This window comes from Thioalkalivibrio sp. ALMg11 (genome assembly GCF_000377905.1).
In the GTDB taxonomy this organism is placed as follows: domain Bacteria; phylum Pseudomonadota; class Gammaproteobacteria; order Ectothiorhodospirales; family Ectothiorhodospiraceae; genus Thioalkalivibrio.
The window spans coordinates 84,023-101,837 of sequence record NZ_KB898872.1 but is presented as its reverse complement, the minus strand read 5'-3'; the positions used below and the strand labels follow the sequence as shown (position 1 = coordinate 101,837).

At 66.6% G+C, this 17,815-nt stretch carries 19 protein-coding genes; 13 read left to right on the top strand and 6 right to left on the bottom strand.

The window, feature by feature from the left end:
• Positions 1-4: 4 nt before the first annotated feature.
• From D578_RS0103110 to D578_RS0103090, 5 genes are all read right to left on the bottom strand, one after another.
• Positions 5-496, bottom strand: coding sequence for a hypothetical protein (locus tag D578_RS0103110; RefSeq protein ID WP_018948534.1), 492 nt, complete (start codon positions 494-496; stop codon positions 5-7).
• A gap of 189 nt (positions 497-685) precedes the next feature.
• Positions 686-949 carry a hypothetical protein gene (locus tag D578_RS0103105; protein WP_018948533.1) on the bottom strand — a complete coding sequence of 88 codons (264 nt, stop codon included), beginning with the start codon at positions 947-949 and terminating at the stop codon, positions 686-688.
• A gap of 19 nt (positions 950-968) precedes the next feature.
• On the bottom strand, positions 969-2,375 hold the full coding sequence (locus D578_RS0103100) for a deoxyribodipyrimidine photo-lyase (protein WP_018948532.1): 1,407 nt from the start codon (positions 2,373-2,375) through the stop codon (positions 969-971).
• Complete coding sequence (locus tag D578_RS0103095) at positions 2,375-3,943, bottom strand: cryptochrome/photolyase family protein (RefSeq protein ID WP_042798329.1); 1,569 nt, start codon at positions 3,941-3,943, stop codon at positions 2,375-2,377. Before D578_RS0103095 ends, D578_RS0103100 begins: the two co-directional genes overlap by 1 nt.
• 24 nt (positions 3,944-3,967) lie before the next feature.
• Positions 3,968-4,981 (bottom strand): MerR family transcriptional regulator, encoded by a 1,014-nt coding sequence (locus tag D578_RS0103090; RefSeq protein WP_018948530.1) that lies wholly within the window; start codon positions 4,979-4,981, stop codon positions 3,968-3,970.
• A 131-nt stretch (positions 4,982-5,112) separates the two neighbouring features.
• On the opposite strand from D578_RS0103090, the gene D578_RS0103085 reads away from it, so the two are divergent.
• Positions 5,113-7,002, top strand: coding sequence for a thioredoxin domain-containing protein (locus D578_RS0103085; protein ID WP_026289146.1), 1,890 nt, complete (start codon positions 5,113-5,115; stop codon positions 7,000-7,002).
• A gap of 314 nt (positions 7,003-7,316) precedes the next feature.
• Entirely contained in the window at positions 7,317-8,642 is a 1,326-nt protein-coding gene (locus D578_RS0103080) for a DUF3422 family protein (RefSeq protein WP_018948528.1), read from the top strand.
• A gap of 29 nt (positions 8,643-8,671) precedes the next feature.
• Here the strand turns inward: D578_RS0103080 and D578_RS0103075 are convergent, their stop codons facing one another.
• Positions 8,672-9,490, bottom strand: coding sequence for an inositol monophosphatase family protein (locus D578_RS0103075; protein WP_018650325.1), 819 nt, complete (start codon positions 9,488-9,490; stop codon positions 8,672-8,674).
• Between the two features lie 160 nt (positions 9,491-9,650).
• Between D578_RS0103075 and D578_RS0103070 the strand changes: the two genes are divergently transcribed.
• The 11 genes from D578_RS0103070 to ndk all read left to right on the top strand — a co-directional run bounded on the left by D578_RS0103070 (position 9,651) and on the right by ndk (position 17,781).
• Positions 9,651-10,388, top strand: coding sequence for an RNA methyltransferase (locus tag D578_RS0103070; protein WP_018948527.1), 738 nt, complete (start codon positions 9,651-9,653; stop codon positions 10,386-10,388).
• Positions 10,389-10,445: 57 nt separating this feature from the next.
• On the top strand, positions 10,446-11,273 hold the full coding sequence (cysE, locus tag D578_RS0103065; protein ID WP_196800655.1) for a serine O-acetyltransferase: 828 nt from the start codon (positions 10,446-10,448) through the stop codon (positions 11,271-11,273).
• Positions 11,274-11,331: 58 nt separating this feature from the next.
• Entirely contained in the window at positions 11,332-11,844 is a 513-nt protein-coding gene (locus tag D578_RS0103060) for an Rrf2 family transcriptional regulator (protein WP_018948525.1), read from the top strand.
• Between the two features lie 6 nt (positions 11,845-11,850).
• Positions 11,851-13,074, top strand: coding sequence for an IscS subfamily cysteine desulfurase (locus tag D578_RS0103055; RefSeq protein WP_018948524.1), 1,224 nt, complete (start codon positions 11,851-11,853; stop codon positions 13,072-13,074).
• 54 nt (positions 13,075-13,128) lie between these two features.
• Positions 13,129-13,539 (top strand): Fe-S cluster assembly scaffold IscU, encoded by a 411-nt coding sequence (gene iscU, locus D578_RS0103050; RefSeq protein ID WP_018948523.1) that lies wholly within the window; start codon positions 13,129-13,131, stop codon positions 13,537-13,539.
• A gap of 7 nt (positions 13,540-13,546) precedes the next feature.
• Positions 13,547-13,870 carry an iron-sulfur cluster assembly protein IscA gene (gene iscA / locus D578_RS0103045; RefSeq protein ID WP_018948522.1) on the top strand — a complete coding sequence of 108 codons (324 nt, stop codon included), beginning with the start codon at positions 13,547-13,549 and terminating at the stop codon, positions 13,868-13,870.
• 105 nt (positions 13,871-13,975) lie between these two features.
• Entirely contained in the window at positions 13,976-14,500 is a 525-nt protein-coding gene (gene hscB, locus D578_RS0103040) for a Fe-S protein assembly co-chaperone HscB (RefSeq protein ID WP_018948521.1), read from the top strand.
• 31 nt (positions 14,501-14,531) lie between these two features.
• The gene (hscA, locus tag D578_RS0103035) at positions 14,532-16,415 is read left to right on the top strand and encodes a Fe-S protein assembly chaperone HscA (protein WP_018948520.1); all 1,884 of its coding nucleotides are present in this window, start codon (positions 14,532-14,534) and stop codon (positions 16,413-16,415) included.
• Between the two features lie 4 nt (positions 16,416-16,419).
• Positions 16,420-16,758, top strand: coding sequence for an ISC system 2Fe-2S type ferredoxin (gene fdx, locus D578_RS0103030; protein ID WP_018169505.1), 339 nt, complete (start codon positions 16,420-16,422; stop codon positions 16,756-16,758).
• Between the two features lie 14 nt (positions 16,759-16,772).
• Positions 16,773-16,976, top strand: coding sequence for a Fe-S cluster assembly protein IscX (gene iscX, locus D578_RS0103025; RefSeq protein WP_018169506.1), 204 nt, complete (start codon positions 16,773-16,775; stop codon positions 16,974-16,976).
• Positions 16,977-17,349: 373 nt separating this feature from the next.
• Positions 17,350-17,781, top strand: a complete 432-nt coding sequence (ndk, locus tag D578_RS0103020) for a nucleoside-diphosphate kinase (protein WP_018948519.1) — start codon at positions 17,350-17,352, stop codon at positions 17,779-17,781.
• The last annotated feature ends 34 nt before the right edge of the window (positions 17,782-17,815 follow it).

Genomic DNA, 17,815 nt, shown 5'->3' with positions numbered 1-17,815 from the left:
GGGCTCAGTCGATGCGGATGGTTGCGTAGCCCTGGTTCTCGTAGCCCATGATCGACAGGAAGGTATTGCCCACCATCTGGATGCCGGGCAGCAGGTCGTCCTGTTCGAGTTCGAAGCGCCGCGTGGCGATGTTGCAGGCCTCCATGTGGATGCCGTCCAGCTCCAGCAGACCCTCCAGGCGCTCATGGATATGGCGCACTGCGGAGACGTCCTCGAGATCCAGGTGATCGGTGGAGCGGGCGATCAGGCCGGCCGCCCCGCCACGGAAGGCGAAGACCATCTCCGGCTCCAGGCCCTGGCGCTGCATGTCGTCATAGGTCTCGCGGATCACGCTCAGGCGGGCGATCAGGCGCTCCGGTTCGGCGATGGTGATGTCCCAGAGGATACGTCCGGTCTCCATGCCGGCGATGGCGCGCTGGTCGCCGGGCTTGTCGGCGAGCGCCAGGCCGGGGATCAGCAGGACGAACAGCAGGAAGGCGGCGAGGAGGCGTTGCATGGCGTTCGTCCCTTTTGCGGATTCCCTGCCTCACAGGGTAGCAGGCCAGGGGGGCACTGATGAATGACACGCAGATGAATGACACGCATCGGTGTTCCCCCCGAGTCTGCGATGCAGGGTTCCGGGTGCGAACGCTAGGGAGACGCTGAAAGGCCGGACCGGGAAAGCGGTCCGGCCTTTACGTTCCGCTCAGTGGCCGTGGTGGCCCTTGTGCAGGTATTCCACGCCGTCGAGGCTCTGGATCTCGATCTCGCGGACCGGTGTGAAGCGCGAGGCGCCCGGGCCCGTGATTTCCTCGGTGATGCGGATGCGGAAGGGGGCCACGCAGTTCAGCAACTGGCCGACAAAGCGCTTGCCGTCGTGGGTCACACGAACCGGAGTGGTCTCGTCGTAGCGGCTGAAGTTGTAGCTGACATTCTTCGGGTAGTGCAGGTTCTGTTCGGAAAAGGTCATGTGGTGGGGCCTTTCTGGGTCAGTGGTTTTTTACGGCCTGGAAGGCCTCGAGTGCGGCCTGGCGGCTGGCTTTCAGGTCCACGATCGGGGCCGGATAGCCGCGTGCGCCGCCGGCGCCTGGCGCGTGAATATACCGCGTTTCGACATCCTTGAGCACGGGGACGAAGCGGCGCACGAAGGTGCCGTCGGGGTCGTGGCGTTCGCCCTGGGTTTGCGGGTTGAAGACGCGGAAGTAGGGTGCGGCATCGGCACCGCAGCCGCCGGCCCATTGCCAGCCCAGGGTGTTGGCGGCGAGATCGGCGTCCACCAGGGTGTCCCAGAACCAGTGTGCCCCGTGCTGCCAGTGCAGGCGCAGGTTCTTGGTCAGGAAGGACGCGACCACCATGCGCAGGCGGTTGTGCATCCAGCCGGTCTCCCACAGCTGGTGCATCGCCGCGTCGACGATCGGGATCCCCGTCTCGCCGTGCTGCCAGGCCCGCAGGTCGCGACCGGCTTTGCGCCAGGGGAAGGCCTCGAAGCGCGGATTCAGCGGTTGTTCCGGGGTGTGCGGGAAGTGGTAGAGCACGTGATGGGCGAAGTCGCGCCAGCCGAGTTCGCGCACGAAGGCCTCGGGGCCGCCGCTGTCCGGGTGCAGGCCGGCCGCGCGCAGGGCGCGCAGGATCTGGCGCGGGGAGATCTCGCCGAAGTGCAGATGCGGCGACAGGCGCGAGGTGCCGTCCTGGTCCGGGCGGTCGCGGCCATCGGCGTAGGTGCGCACGGCGCTGTCGAGGAATTCTTCCAGGCGCTCGCGGGCCGCGGTCTCGCCCGGGGTCCAGGTGGCGCGCAGGCCGCTGGCCCAGTCGATCGCGGGCAGGAGTTCGAGCTGGTCCGGGTTGAGCGAGTCGGGCCAGGCCCGGGGTGCCGGGAGATCGGCGGGCGCGGGCAGGGGATCGCGGTCGATGCCGCGGGTCCGGCAGGCCTTCCAGAACGGGCTGAAGACCTTGTAGGGGGTGCCCTGGCCGGTCTCGACCTCCCAGGGTTCGATCAGCAGGTGGGCGTTGAAGCTGTGCACCTCGACGCCGTCGGCGTGCAGCGCGGCCTTGATGTCCGGGTCGCGCAGAACGATGGCGGGATCGTACAGCCGGTTCCAGTAGACCGCGGTGGCGCCGGTCTCGCGCACCAGGGCCCGCAGGGTGTAGAGGCTGGGACCGGCGCGCAGGATCAGGCGCGAGCGCTGCGCGCGCAGGTCGTGGTCCAGCGCGTTGATGCTGTGGTGCAGCCACCAGTTGGATGCGGCTCCCGGCTGCCATGGGGCCTCTTCCTCCGGGGCATGGATGAACACCGGGATCACCGGCCCGCCGCGTTCGCAGGCGGCGTGCAGTGCGGGCTGGTCGGCCAGGCGCAGGTCGCGGCGCAGCCAGACGAGGGTGGGGCCGGGGTCTTGCATCAGATTCGGTCTCCCTGGGCGAGGGTCTTGCGGAGTTCGTCGGCCTGGTCGCGGATGGCCTGCAGGCGTTCGGGATCCATCTTTTCGACGTGCTTCCACTGCAGCGCGGTGCGGGGGTGGCGGGCGAAGCGGTCGCGGTGGCGATCGAGGAAGTCCCAGTACAGGGTGGTGAACGGGCAGGCCTTGTCGCCCAGGGCTTCGGCCGGGTCGAATGGGCAGTGCGCGCAGTAGTTGCTCATGCGCTGGATGTAACGCCCGGTGGCCACGTAGGGCTTGGAGGCCATGCGGCCATCGTCGGCGTATTGCGACATGCCGATCACGTTGGGGAGTTCCACCCACTCCACGGCATCGACGTAGATGCCGAGGTACCAGGCATGAATCTCGGCGGGCCGCACGCCGAGCAGCTGGGCGAACAGGCCGGTAACCATCAGCCGCTGGATGTGGTGGGCGTAGCCGAATTTCAGGGTCTGGCCGACGGCCTGGTGCAGGCACTGCATGGAGGTGTCGGCGTCCCAGTAGAGGGCGGGGAGCGGCTGGTCGGCCCCCAGGGCATTCCAGTCGTGCCAGGCCTCGCCGAAGTGGAAGTACAGCCCGCGCACGTACTCGCGCCAGCCCATGATCTGCCGAACGAAGCCCTCGACCGCGGCCAGCGGGGCATGGCCGTCGCGCCAGGCCTGTTCGGCGGCGTCGATCACCGTGCGCGGGTGGATCAGGTGAAGGTTGAGCGCGGTGGACAAGCGGGCATGGTAGAGCCACGGTTGGTCGGTCCACATCGCGTCCTGATACGTGCCGAATGCGGGCAGGCGGTGCTGGATGAAGTCGTCCAGCGCCTGTTGCGCCTGCTGCGCGGTCACCGGCCAGTCGAAGCCGTCGGCCTGGCCCGGAAGGTCCGGGAGATGCTGCGCGATGTCGTCCAGGCACTCGCGGGTGATCGCGTCCGGCGGGAAGGCCAGGGGTGCGGGCAGCAGGCCGGGGCCGTCGCGTCCGAAATGCCCGCGGTTGTCGGCGTCAAAGTTCCACTGGCCGCCGGTCGGCTCGTCGCCGTTCATCAGCACGCCCAGGGTGGCGCGCTGCGTGCGGTAGAAGTACTCCATGCGCAACTGCTTGCGGCCTTTGGTCCAACTGCGGAAGCCCTCCAGCGAGACCAGGAAATGCGGATCGTCCAGGACCTCGAGCGGGATCTCCTGGTCGGCACAGGCGGCCTCCAGCTGGCGGAGCACGCGGTGTTCGCCCGGCTGCAGTACACGGACGTTCTGCGGTTGGAGGCGTTCGAGGTCGGCGCGCAGGGCGTCGCCCAGGGTCGGCTCGGGGTGTTCGCCGAGGCGGCGATAGTGGACGGGCAGGCCCTCGCCGCGGCGCTCCTCGGCGAAGTGGCGCATCGCCGACAGGAACAGCGTGGTCCGTGCGACATGCGAAGGGGCGTGCCGGGACTCGTCGGTTACCTCGGCCATCCAGAGGTGATCCCGCGTCGGGTCAATCCTCTGCAGCCCCGGATGGTCCGGGGCGAGCTGGTCGCCGAGCACGATCAGGAGGTTGCGCATAGCCACGGGCGAGATGGAATCGGGCATGGGGCCAGCACGAGTGGAGCGACGTTAGTCGGGCAGGTGCCGCGAGAGGCGAGCGGCGGCCTCCAGCGGAGGCCCGGGCAGGACCTCGATCTCGCGACCGTGTTCCATCTGCGACAGCTCGAGGGCGGCCGAGCCGGCGAGATAACAGGGCGGGCCGGCCTGCTTGAGGATCGCCTCCACCCGCGGAAGCTCGGGGCTGCGCATCAACTGCGAGGAGCCATGGATGATCATTGCCGGGGCGTGCAGGCGACGGATCAGCGTATCCAGGCCCTCGGGACTGGTGGCATCGAACAGGGGCAGGGTTTTCAGGCCACGGCGGGCGCAGGCGAGCTGCAGCAGCATGCCGCCAACCTGCTGGTGGCCGCCGCCCAGCACCAGGCAGGGGTAGGACGGCTCGTCGCAGGCCCGTGTCGCCGAGCGCAACTGCTCGGCGAAGGCCGCGGTGGCCCAGGCGGCGAAGATGGCCAGGAGAACCTCGCCCTCGGCGGCGTGCCGGGATTCCTCGCGCAGGCGTCGATAGACCTCGAGAAAGGCGCTTTCATGCACGCCGTCCCAGCCGTGGCGCATGACCAGCCGGGTGTAGATTCGATCCAGCTCGTCGACATCCAGATTGGCCACCGAGCCATAGAGGGCCTCGGCGATCGGATCCATGGTGTGGGGGGCAATCCCGGGGCCGGGGCTTGCGCGGCGTTTGCGCGCTCCGGCGGCCTCCTTCGAGGCGGCTTCGGCTTCAGACGCTTCGGCCCTCGCGTTGCCGTGCGCCGACTCGTCGTTGAGTACCCGGTGGACCTGCGAGACCGGGATGCCCTGCTCGAGCAGTTCCATGATCCGCTTGATGCGGGCGATATCACTCGGGCTGTAGAGCCTGTGGCCCTTGGGCGTGCGCATCGGCCGGATCAGCCCGTAGCGGCGCTCCCAGGCTCGCAGGGTGACGTCGTTGATCCCGGTCTCCGCGCACACGTGGCGGATCGGGTACAACCCTTCTTCGTCTTGCAGTTCGATGTGCGTCGCGCTCGCCATGAAATAATTGTACGACATTTATACAGCGCATGTACAAGGGGGGGTGATCCACGAGGCGATCCGCGTAATTCCGGGGGAGGGAATGAACCTTCCTTGTCTGCGCGTCCCAAAAGGGTAGCAACCTTTTCTCGATGCTGCTGGAGACTGGCATGTTTGCAACGAACGGAAACCGCTGGATCGGGATGTCTGTCCCGTTGTTGCTTGTGGCGCTGGCTGTGCCCGGTGCGGTTCAGGCCAACCCGGAGATGGCCGACAGTGTGTCGCCGTACCTGCGTCTGCATGTGGACGACCCGGTTCAGTGGCGCGCCTGGGATCCGGCGTTGCTGGAAAAGGCCAGGGAAGAACAGCGCCCGCTGCTGATCTCCAGTGGCTACTACTCCTGCTTCTACTGTCACGTGATGCAGGAGGAGAGCTTCAAGGACGACGGTATTGCCGAACGGATGAACGAGAACTTCATTCCGGTGAAGGTGGATCGCGAGGTCAATGGGGCACTGGACAGCTACCTGCTGGAGTTCCAGCGTGCCACCGCCGGGAGCGCGGGTTGGCCGCTGAATGTGGTGGTGACCCCCGACGGTCATGCGCTGACGGGCGTGGTGTATGCCCCGCGAGACCAGTTCGCCGAGTTCCTCGATGGCATCAGCCAGCGCCTGGAGTCGGATTACGACCGCCTGGTGGATCTCGCTCGGCGCGGGAGCGATGAGCTCACCCAGCAACTGCGTCAGGGCGAGGAACCGCTCTCCGATAGCCGTGCGGGACGACTTCCGCAGGTGCTGTGGAGCCGCATGGAGCGCGAGGCCGATGACCTTCAGGGCGGTTTCGGGAGTTCGATCAAGTTCCCCCATTCGCCCTACCTGCACGCCATGCTGGAGGCCGAGCAGGCCGGCACGGCCCCGGGCTGGGTTGCGGAGTTTCTCGAGATCACCCTGGACGAGATGGCCCACTCCGGCCTGCGTGATGTACTGGGAGGCGGCTTCTTCCGCTACTCCGAGTCGCCGGACTGGAACGAGCCCCACTTCGAGGTGATGCTGGAGGATCAGGCGCAGCTCGCACTGGTTTATCTGCGTGCCGGTGAGTATTTCGGCCGCGAGGACTGGATTGATCTGGGGCTCGAGAACCTCGATTTCGTCAAGCGGGACATGGCGCTGCGCGAGGACGAGACGGGTGAGCAGGCGGAGGCCGCGGAGGACGGTTTCCGTGGGTTCGCTTCCAGTCTGTCGGCCGTGGATGACCAGGGCCGCGAGGGTGGAGCCTACCTGTGGCCAGAAGAAGATCTGGAAGCCGCACTCGCGGACCACGAGCACCCGGAGCTGGTACGCGCCTGGTTCGGCATGGAGGGCAGCTCGGTCTTTGATCTCGGCTATCTGCCGCGCAGCGGCGCGGGGGTCGGGCAACTGGCGGAGCGCTTCGACCTGGACGAGGCCGAGGTTCGCGAGCAGTTGGAGTCCGGCCGCGAGGCCCTGATCCGGGCGCGCGAGGCGCGCGGCCTGCCGCGCGACGAGAAGGTCCTGACCGGGGCGCACGGCCTGTTGCTGTCCGCCCTGGCGGAGGCATCGGCGCACGATGCGCGCTTCCTTGATGCGGGCGCGGCCGTGCAGGCCTGGCTATTGGAGGTCGCCGCCGAGCCGGCGGAGCTGCCGGCGCTGATGGGCCTGCCCGCCGAGCACGCCGGGACCGCTACGCTCAACGACTACGCCTACGTGGCGCGTGGCCTGCGCGACTGGGAGGCCGCGACCGGCGAGGGTGGGCATGGCCCGGCCTTGGCGCTGCTGGAGGCGGCCTGGGAGCGCTTCCGCGATGATGACGGCTTCCGCTCGGAGCCGGAGCCGCCGCTGCCGGGGATGATTTCGCAGCGCTTCCACCCGGCGGTGCACCGGCCGTCCCCGACGACCCTGATCTTCCACCTTAGCGAGGAATGGGCCGGGGACAGCGAGACGGTGGATGCGGCTTTCGCGGACTATGACCTGCGCCCGGGCCGCGCCATCGATGCCGACCCGGAGCAGCACGCCCGCCTGATCCTTTGGCTGCAGGAGCGCGACTAACGGGTGCCGTCTGGATCGGGTGTTGTTCGCGTTGCGCCCGCAGGTGTGCGCGAACTACGCTGTGCACCCGAAGAGGCCATCCTGGCCGTGCAGACGGACACGCTGCGGGCGACCCCAGACGGCTTGCCCGGTGAGATGAGTGGCCCGCCTTTTGCGGTGACCGCGGCCGAGGTTCGGGCGCTCTAAAGTGAAGCCTGATCGGTACGGCGCCCGGGCCAGCAAGATGCCCTTGGGGTGCATACCCACTTCCGCAAACACAAAGGGCGCGCTTCCTCCTCGGCCTGAACGCCGAGGTCTCCGCGCTGGGAAAATCGATGAACGAGAGCCCGTCTCTGCCCCCTAGCCACCCTCTGCGGGAAGCGATTCACGACGAGGTCCACGCGCGCTTCTACGAGCCGCTGGACGCACCTGCCAGGGCCTCGTGGCTGGCGCTTTTGTCGCCGCGCGACTCCATCGAGCGCGAACGCGAACTGGTGGCCGAGCTCTGCCGTCGTTTCGGCGCGAACGAGCCGGTCCCGCAGAAGAACTTCGTTGCCTGCGACCTGGGGCCGTTTCGCTTGCGCTGGGAACGCCACAACGAATTCTCCACCTGGTCATTCTTCGTGACCGGAGAAGCCTTCAGCGACCCGTTCGCCGACCCGGCGATCAACCGTGTGCCGGCAGACTGGCTGGGCGAGCTGCCAGGGAGCACCGTCGCCGCGATCCATCTGGCGCTGGAGTCGCGTGACATGCCGGAGCGGTCCTTCGAGGAGCTGGAAGCCGTATTTGCTCCGCATCCCATCGTCGGCAACGGCGTTGCTGGCGGTGATGGCCTGGTGTGGACGGATTTTCGGGTCCACGATGACGGTTTCTCCCGCTTCCTGGTGCGTGATGTCGATCTCAACCGGCGTGAGGCCGGGCGTATCGCCCAGCGCCTGTTCGAGCTGGAGACCTACCGGTTGCTGGCCCTGCTGGCGCTCCCGCTGGTCCGCGAGTTGATGCCGGAACTCGACGAACTCGAGGGTCGGCTGAACGACATCAACGACGAGATGGCGGGGATCACCGAGCAGTTCGCCGCATCGGATCGCGAGCAGCAGTTGCTGGCGGTGCTCTCCGACCTTGCATCCGACGTCGAGCGCCTGAGCAGCTATGCCGGCAGCCGCTTCCACGCATCCCGCGCCTATGCCTCGCTGGTGGACAGAGGCGCTGAGGAACTGAGGACCAAGCGCATGCCGGGACTGCAGACCCTGTGTGAATATTTAAGCTGGCGCATGGCTCCGGCCATGGGTACTTGCGCGTCGCAGGCGGAACGGCTGGAGGTGCTGTCCACGCGCATCCACCGCACCGGATCGCTGTTGCGCACCCGGGTGGACGTGGCGCTGGAACGGCAGAACCGCGACCTGCTGAGCTCGATGAACCGGCGCGCCGACCTGCAGTTGCGCCTGCAGCGGACGGTGGAAGGGCTTTCGGTGGTGGTGATCAGCTACTACCTGACCAGTCTGGTGGCCTACCTGTTGCGCGGGGTGGACGAGGCGGTCGCGTTGCCGCTGCCGGTGAACATTGCCATCGGGATGACGGTGCCGGTGGTGGTCGCCGGGGTGTGGTTTTCCCTGAGGCGGATGCGCGCGCGAATCGAGCGGAAGGCCGGGCGCGGGGCCTGACCCCCGGCACCCGGTGGGGCGCCGGCCCTTCAGGCGTCGGAGCGGGCGGTGGTGTCCTTTTCGGCCTTGTGCAGGCGCTGGAGCATGGCCTTGAGGACCTTCGGGTTGCCGGCGACGACGTCGCCGCGGCGCATCACGTCCGGGTTGCCCTGCCAGTCGCTGACCACGCCGCCGGCTTCCTGTACGAGGAGCAGGCCTGCGGCCATGTCCCAGGGCTGCAGGCCCATTTCCCAGAAGCCGTCAAAGCGCCCGCAGGCGACCCAGGCCAGGTCCAGTGCGGCGGACCCGGGCCGGCGGATGCCGGCGGTGCCCGGGATCAGGTGGCGCAGGCTGCTCAGGTAGCGCTCCAGGTCCTGGCCCTCGCGGAACGGGATGCCGGTGCCCAGCAGCGCGCCGTTCAGGTCCTTGCGTTCGGAGACGCGGATACGGCGACTGTTGAGGAAGGCGCCGGCGCCGCGCGTGGCGGTAAACAGCTCTTCCTTCAGCGGGTCGTAGACCACCGCCTGCTCCAGCCGGCCCTTGTGCTTCAGGGCGATGGAGATGCCGTACTGCGGGATCTCGCGCAGGTAGTTGGTGGTGCCGTCCAGCGGATCGATGATCCACACGAAGTCGGCATCGCTGCCGCTGCCGCTTTGTTCACCGCCTTCCTCGGCCATGATCGAGTGGTCGGGATAGGCGCGGCGCAGGGTGTGCACGATGGCCTGTTCGGCGGACAGGTCGACATCCGACACCCAGTCGTTACGGGCCTTTTCGCGGGTGTTCATGCGATCCGGCCGGCCCCAGGCGCGGGTGGTGATGCGTCCGGCCTCGCGGGCCGCCGATACCGCCGTGTTCAGCATGGGGTGCATGGGGTGTCTCCTGGTGTTCTTCGGGGTGTCCGGCGGACGCGCGCACGCGCCGCGGGAAGGCCGCGAACAATACACAAGCCGCTCTTTTTTGGGAAGTCGAGAGCCCCCCTGTGTACAATCCGCGGGCTTTGATGTGGGCATGGCAACGGAGACTCCACGAATGGAAGAACGCCTGGACCGGGTGCGGGTCGTGCTGGTGGGCACGACGCACCCGGGCAACATTGGCTCCGCGGCGCGCGCGATGAAGGCCATGGGAGTGACGGATCTGGTGCTGGTGGCGCCGGAGCGGTTTCCGCATGCCGATGCCACGGCGCTGGCCTCCGGGGCGGATGACCTGCTGGCGCGGGCGCGCGTGGTGGATGACGTGGCCGCCGCGGTCTCCGACTGCGTGTGGGTGGTGGGCACCAGTGCCCGGCTGCGCACCCACTCGGTACCGGTGCTGGGCCCGGACGTGGCGGCTGGGCAGGCACTGTCGAACGCGGCCCAGGGGCCGGTGGCCCTGGTTTTCGGACGTGAACACAGTGGTTTGACCAACACCGAGCTGGATCATTGCAACGCGTTTGTGCAGATCCCGACGGTGCCGGATTTCAGTTCCCTGAACCTTGCCGGCAGCGTGCAGGTGATGACCTACGCGCTACGCATGGCGGCCCTGACCGGAACGGATCCCGGGCAGGCGAGCGAGGCGGGGGAGGCGCGCGACCCGCTCGCGACCCAGGCGGAGATGGAGGGTTTGTTCCGCCATTTCGAGCAGGCCCTTACGACCATCGAGGTGCTCGACCCCGACAATCCTCGCAATCTGATGCGGCGCTTGCGGCACGTCTATATGCGCGCCGGACTGACCGGCAGCGAGGTGCGTATGCTGCGCGGTATATTGACGCACACCGAAAGGGGCCGCTGAGGGCGCCGGAAACCGGCGTGATAACCTAGCGGATGACTCGGGATTTGAGGCCAGCCCATGTTTGACAGGATGCGCGAGGACATTCGCTGCGTGTTTGATCGCGATCCGGCGGCACGCAACGCGTTCGAGGTGTTGACCGCATATCCCGGCCTGCACGCGCTGTGGTATCACCGCGTCTCGCACTGGCTGTGGACGCATCGCCTGCGCTGGCTGGCCCGGGTGATCGGCAACTTCAGCCGCTGGGTGACCGGGGTCGAGATCCACCCGGGGGCGACCCTAGGCCGGAGGTTTTTTATTGATCACGGCATGGGTGTGGTGATCGGCGAGACCGCCGAGGTCGGCGACGACTGCACGATCTACCACCAGGTGACCCTGGGCGGCACGACCTGGGAAGGCGGCAAGCGCCACCCGACGCTCGGCAACGAGGTGGTGATCGGTGCGGGTGCCAAATTGCTGGGCCCGATCCATGTGGGCGACCACGCGCGCATTGGCTCCAACGCAGTGGTGCTGAAGGATGTCCCGGCGGAGGCGACCGCGGTCGGCATCCCCGCCCGGGTGCTCGGCCCGCGGCCCGAGCCGGATCCGCGTTTCCAGCAGATGGCGGACCGCATGGGATTCGATGCCTACGGCCTGTCGCGGGATATGCCAGACCCGGTGGCCAACGCAATCCACCGTATCGTACAGCGCGTGCATGATCTGGACGAGCGCATGGAGCGGGCCTGCCAGGCGCTCAAGCGCGCCGGTATCGACCCGGGCGAGGCCCTGGGCGAGGACGATTCGGGCCCGCTGGAGGCCTGTGACCTGGAGGGTCTGGAGCCGGACGAGTGCGAGGTTCCGCCGAACGCCGCGAGCGAACAAGAACGTAAATCGCAGGGGAATACTTGATCATTTTGCTCGGGTATTGCTAAGCTTGCCGGCAAATGACTGACAAGTGCACTCAACCATGAAACTGACGACCAAAGGCCGGTACGCCGTCACCGCCATGCTGGATGTGGCGATGCACACCCGCAACGGGCCGGTATCCCTGGCCGAAGTGGCGCGGCGGCAGAAGCTCTCATTGTCCTATCTGGAGCAGCTTTTTTCCAGGCTGCGGCGCAAGGGGCTGGTGAACAGCAGTCGCGGGCCGGGCGGGGGCTATGCCCTCAGCCGCGAACCGGAGGGGATCAGCGTGGCCGACATCGTGGTCGCGGTGGACGAGCCGGTGGACGTGACCCGTTGCGGCGGCAAGGCCAACTGCAATTCGGATTCGCGCTGCCTGACGCACGACCTGTGGACCGATCTGAGTCAGCAGGTCTACGACTTCCTCAGCACCCGCTCGCTGGCGGACGTGCTGCAGCGCCATCGGGAAGAAATGAAAAAAGACGGTGTGCAGGAGGTCGTGATGCACGGCGCCCCCCTGCAAGCCTCGACCGGAAAAAGCCATGCGACCGCCAAAGCGGCCGCGGAAAGGAGCTAACGCGCAATGAGTGACCTGAAACTGCCGATCTACCTCGACTACTCCTCGACCACGCCGGCCGACCAGCGTGTGGCCGAAAAGATGGCCGGCTGCCTGACCAAGGACGGCCTGTTCGGCAATCCCGCCTCGCGCAGCCACAGCTTTGGCTGGAGCGCGGAAAAGGCGGTGGAGAATGCCCGCGGCCAGGTCGCCGAGCTTGTTGGTGCCGATCCCAAGGAAATCATCTGGACCTCCGGCGCGACCGAGGCCGATAACCTGGCGATCAAGGGTGCGGCGCACTTCTACCAGCGCAAGGGCAAGCACATCATCACCGTGAAGACCGAGCACAAGGCCGTGCTCGACACCACGCGTCAGCTGGAGCGCGAGGGCTTCGAGGTCACCTACCTGGGCGTGAAGGAAAACGGCCTGGTCGATCTGCAGGAGCTGCAGGACGCGATGCGCGACGACACCATCGTGGTCTCGGTGATGCACGTGAACAATGAGATCGGCGTGATCCAGGACATCGAGGCGATCGGCAACCTGTGCCGCGAGCGCGGGATCGTGTTCCATGTGGACGCGGCCCAGTCGACCGGCAAGGTGGCGCTCGACCTGTCCAGCCTGCCGGTGGACCTGATGAGCTTCTCCGCGCACAAGACCTACGGCCCGAAGGGCATCGGCGCGCTGTTCGTGCGCCGCAAGCCGCGCGTGCGGATCGAGGCGCAGATGCACGGCGGCGGCCACGAGCGTGGCATGCGCTCCGGCACGCTGGCACCGCACCAGATTGTCGGCATGGGCGAGGCCTTCGCGCTCGCCGGTGCCGAGATGGGTTCCGAACTGGAGCGCATCCGCATGCTGCGCGACCGTCTGTGGACGGGTCTCGACGGCATGGAAGAGGTCTATCTGAACGGCGATCAGGAGCAGCGCGTGGCGCACAACCTGAACGTGTCGTTCAACTTCGTCGAGGGCGAGAGCCTGATCATGGCGTTGCGCGACATCGCCGTGTCCTCCGGCTCGGCCTGTACCTCGGCGAGTCTGGAACCGTCTTACGTCCTGCGCGCCCTGGGGCGCAACGACGAGTTGGCCCACAGCTCCATCCGCTTCTCCATCGGTCGCTATACGACGGTGGAAGAGGTCGACCACACGGTCAAGATTGTGCGCGCCGCGGTCGCGAAACTGCGCGAACTCTCGCCACTGTGGGAGATGTACCAGGACGGCGTCGATTTGAGCACCGTCGAGTGGGCGGCCCACTAAGGGCCCGCTCGACACCACTAACGCAACGCGTACACACGCAACAGGAGAACGGTCATGGCTTATAGTGACAAGGTTCTGGACCACTACGAAAACCCGCGCAACGTCGGCAGTTTCGACAAGAACGACGACACGGTCGGCACCGGCATGGTCGGCGCCCCGGCCTGCGGTGACGTGATGAAGCTGCAGATCAAGGTCAACGACGACGGCATCATCGAAGACGCCAAGTTCAAGACCTACGGTTGCGGTTCGGCGATCGCTTCCAGCTCGCTGCTCACCGAATGGGTGCGTGGCAAGACCCTGGAAGAAGCGAGCCAGATCAAGAACACCCAGATCGCCGAGGAACTGGCGCTGCCGCCGGTGAAGATCCACTGCTCCGTGCTGGCCGAGGACGCGATCAAGGCGGCCGTGTCCAACTACCAGGAGCGCCACGGCGAGGCCGCGGAAGCCGAGAAGCAGTCTGCCTGAGGGAGCTATGTCGATTACAGTGACCGAACCCGCAGCCGAGCGGATCCACAACTTCCTCGATCAACGGGGCAAGGGCGTGGGTGTTCGGCTGGCTGTCAGGACGACCGGCTGCTCCGGCATGGCCTACGTGGTGGAGTTTGCCGACGATATCGAGGACACCGATACGGTGTTCGAGGATCGCGGCGTGAAGCTGGTGGTGAACCCGAAGTCCCTCGTGTACCTCGATGGCACCGAGCTGGATTTCGGCAAGGAAGGCCTGAACGAGGGGTTCAAGTTCAACAACCCGAACGAGAAGGCCCGATGCGGCTGTGGTGAAAGCTTCAGTATCTGACTGAATATCGCATCCGGGGTGGTGCATGGCGGCCGATTGCTGGTCGTCGTCCCACCCCTTTTCTTTTGTCAGTGCGTCGCCAGTGCTTCCCGAGGCCGAGAGTTGATGAACGACCCATTCGAGCAGTTCGACCTGCCGGTCGCCTTCGAGGTGGACCGGCAACAGCTGGACGAGCGCTTTCGCCGCCTGCAGGCAGAGTTGCATCCGGATCGCTTCGTGCGCCAGGGCGACCAGGCCCGGCGCATGGCGGCGGCGGTGGCGGCCGACGTGAACGAGGCCTACGCGATCCTCGGGGATGACTACCGCCGTGCGCTGCATCTGCTGGAGCGCACCGGCGTGGCGTTCGATCCGGAACGCGATACCAGCCAGAACATCGAGTTCATCGAGGCACAGATCGAATGGCGCGAACGCATGGAAGAGGCCGCAGCGGCCAGGGACAGTGCAGCACTGGAGGTCGCCGGCGAGGAGCTGGAACAGGCCCGGGTCGAGGCGCGGGCAAAGGTCGCGGATGCCCTGAAGGACCCACTGGACCCGGCGCCTGAGGCCAAGGACCGGGTGCTGGAATTGCGCTTTTTTGACCGCTTGCTGGACGAACTGAAACGAACCCGACAGAACCTGGCGCGCGGGTAATCCGCGGCCGTGTGAAGGAGCCGAAGACCCGATGGCGTTATTGCAGATCACCGAACCCGGAGCCGAGTCCGCGCCGCATCAGCGCCACCTCGCGGCCGGGATCGACCTCGGCACGACCCATTCGCTGGTCGCCACGGTTCGTAGTGGCGAGGCGAATACCCTGCCCGACGAGCAGGGTCGGCATATCCTCCCCTCAGTGGTGCACTACGCTGCGGACGGGGTGAGCGTGGGGCATGCAGCCGCGGAACACGCGGCGGATGATCCGCATAACACCATCGCCTCGGTTAAACGCCTGATCGGGCGCGGAGCGGCGGATGTCGCGCGCCTGTCCGGTGAGTTGCCGTTCCGCCTCAAGACTGGCGAGTCCAGCGTGCCGCGGATCGAGACGGCCGCCGGCGACAAGACCGCCGTGGAGGTGTCCGCCGATATCCTCCATACCCTGCGCCAGCGGGCTGAGGCGACCCTGGGCGACGAACTCGAGGGCGTGGTGATCACCGTGCCCGCGTACTTCGATGATGCCCAGCGCCAGGCCACGCGCGATGCCGCGCAATTGGCGGGGCTGAACGTTTTCCGCCTGATCAGCGAACCGACCGCAGCAGCCGTGGCTTACGGGCTGGATCAGCGTGATGAGAGCACCATCGCCGTCTACGACCTGGGCGGCGGGACCTTCGACATCTCCATATTGCAGTTGCGCCGAGGCGTGTTCGAGGTGCTGGCGACCGGTGGCGACTCGGCCCTGGGCGGCGATGACATCGACCGCACCATCGCCGACTGGCTACTGAACCAGGCCGGGATGGGCGGCGAGAACGACCCGCAGCGCCTCCGTCGTGTGTTGCTGGCCGCGCGTCAGGCGAAGGAAGCCCTGACTGACGCCGAGAGCACCCCGGTCGAGGTCGTGCGCGCGGACGGCTCCACCTGGTCCGGCGAGCTCGATCGGGAAACCCTCGTAGGGCTGGCTCGTCCATTGCTGGATCGCACCATGAAGGCCTGCCAGCAGGTCCTCGCGGATGCCGGCCTGGAGACGGATGCGATTGACGAGGTCGTGCTGGTGGGTGGCTCCACCCGCATGCCCGCCGTCCGCGAGGCGGTGGAAGGTTTCTTCGGTCGGGTCCCGCATGCCGGGATCGATCCGGACCGCGTGGTGGCGATTGGCGCCGCGCAGCAGGCCGACATCCTGGCCGGCAACAAGCCCGATACCGAACTGCTGCTGCTGGACGTGATCCCACTGTCATTGGGCCTGGAAACGATGGGCGGGTTGGTCGAGTTCATTGTCCCGCGCAACACCACCATCCCGGTCTCGCGGGCCCAGGAATTCACCACCTTCAAGGATGGCCAGACGGCGATGTCCCTGCATGTGGTGCAGGGCGAGCGCGACGTGGTGGATGCCAACCGCTCGCTGGCCCAGTTCACCCTGTCCGGCATCCCGCCGATGGTGGCGGGTGCCGCGCGCATCCGCGTGACCTTCCAGGTGGATGCCGACGGGTTGCTCAACGTGACCGCGCGCGAACAGACCCAGGGCGTGGAGGCACATATCGAGGTCAAGCCGAGCTACGGCCTGACCGATTCCGAGATCGAGCAGATGCTGCGCGACTCGGCGTCCTCAGCGCGCGATGACATGGAGGCCCGCCGCCTGCGCGAGGAGCAGGTGGAGGCCGACCGCGTGCTGGAGGCGATCGACGCCGCGCTGCAGACCGATGGTGATCGCTACCTGGAGCCGGAGGAGCGCCAGACTATCGAACAGGCGCGCGATGCCCTGCGCGCCGAACGCGAGAAGGGCGACGACCCGGACGCGATCGAGGCCGCGCGCAAGCGCGTCGAGCAGGCCTCCGAGGCCTTCGTCGCGCGGCGCATGAATGACAGCATCCGGCGGGCACTCGCCGGTCACAACGTTAGCGAATACGACGCAGGGAACTGAGAACATGCCCCAGGTAATCTTTCTGCCCCACGAGGAAATCTGCCCCGAAGGCGCCTCCCTCGAGGCCCCGTCGGGCATCAGCATCTGTGATCTCGCGCTGCAAAACGGCATCGAGATCGAGCACGCCTGCGAGAAGTCCTGCGCCTGCACGACCTGCCACGTCTATGTGCGCGAGGGCTTTGACAGCCTGGACGAGCCGACCGAGGACGAGGAAGACATGCTCGACAAGGCCTGGGGCCTGGAGCCGGACTCGCGGCTGTCCTGTCAGGCGATCGTGACCGACAACGATCTGGTGGTCGAGCTGCCGAAGTACACCATTAACCAGGTCTCCGAGAACCACTGATCAAGGAATAAGCGATGAAGTGGACCGAAACCCAGGAAATTGCGATCCAGTTGGCCGACGAGCACCCGGATGTGGACCCGCGGAACATCAATTTCGTGGATCTGCGTCAGTGGGTGATGAACCTGCCGGAATTCGATGACGACCCCGAACGCTCGGGCGAGCGCGTCCTCGAGGCGATCCAGCTCGCCTGGATGGACGAGGCCGACGTCGACGACTGACACGGTTTTGGAAGAACCACGAAGCGCATAGCCTTTGTAACCACAGAGGGCACAGAGAAGTTGGACGGCATACCCGGTGGCAGGGCGGGCTCAACGATCTGAAGCCGTATCCCGATACTTCTGTGCTTTTCCCTGTACCTATTCCGTGTCCTCTGTGCTCCCTGTGGTAAATCCGCCCTTGAGCTTCTTCGTGCGCTGCGTGGTGAATCAAGGCCGGTGACGTTGCTGCAGGGGCGTCAGGTCGCTAGACTACGCGCCGCACGTTGCGTCCGCGTCTTTTTTGCGTTGGGAACCCGCCGTTCGGCGGGTTCTCGCGTTTGCAGCCGGGCCCAGCGACCGAGATATTCAATCCAAGTACCAGGAGAGCCTCCCCATGGCCGTTGAACGCACCCTTTCCATCATCAAGCCTGACGCCGTTGCCAAGAATGCCATCGGCGACATCATCAGCCGGTTCGAAAAGGCCGGTCTGAAGGTCGTCGGCGCGCGCATGATGCACCTGAGCCGCGAGCAGGCCGAAGGCTTCTACGACGTGCACAAGGAACGCCCGTTCTTCAACGATCTGGTCGAGTTCATGATCTCCGGCCCGGCGCTGGTGCAGGCCCTGGAAGGCGAGGACGCCATTGCCAAGAACCGCGACATCATGGGTGCGACCAACCCGAAGGAAGCGGCCCCGGGCACCATCCGTGCCGACTTCGCCGTGTCCATCGACGAGAACGCCGTGCACGGCTCCGACGCCCCGGAGACCGCCGAGCGCGAGATCGCTTTCTTCTTTGGTGACGACGGCGTCTGCCCGCGCACCCGATAAGACGGCCCGCAGGCGCTACGGGGTCCGGTTGCAC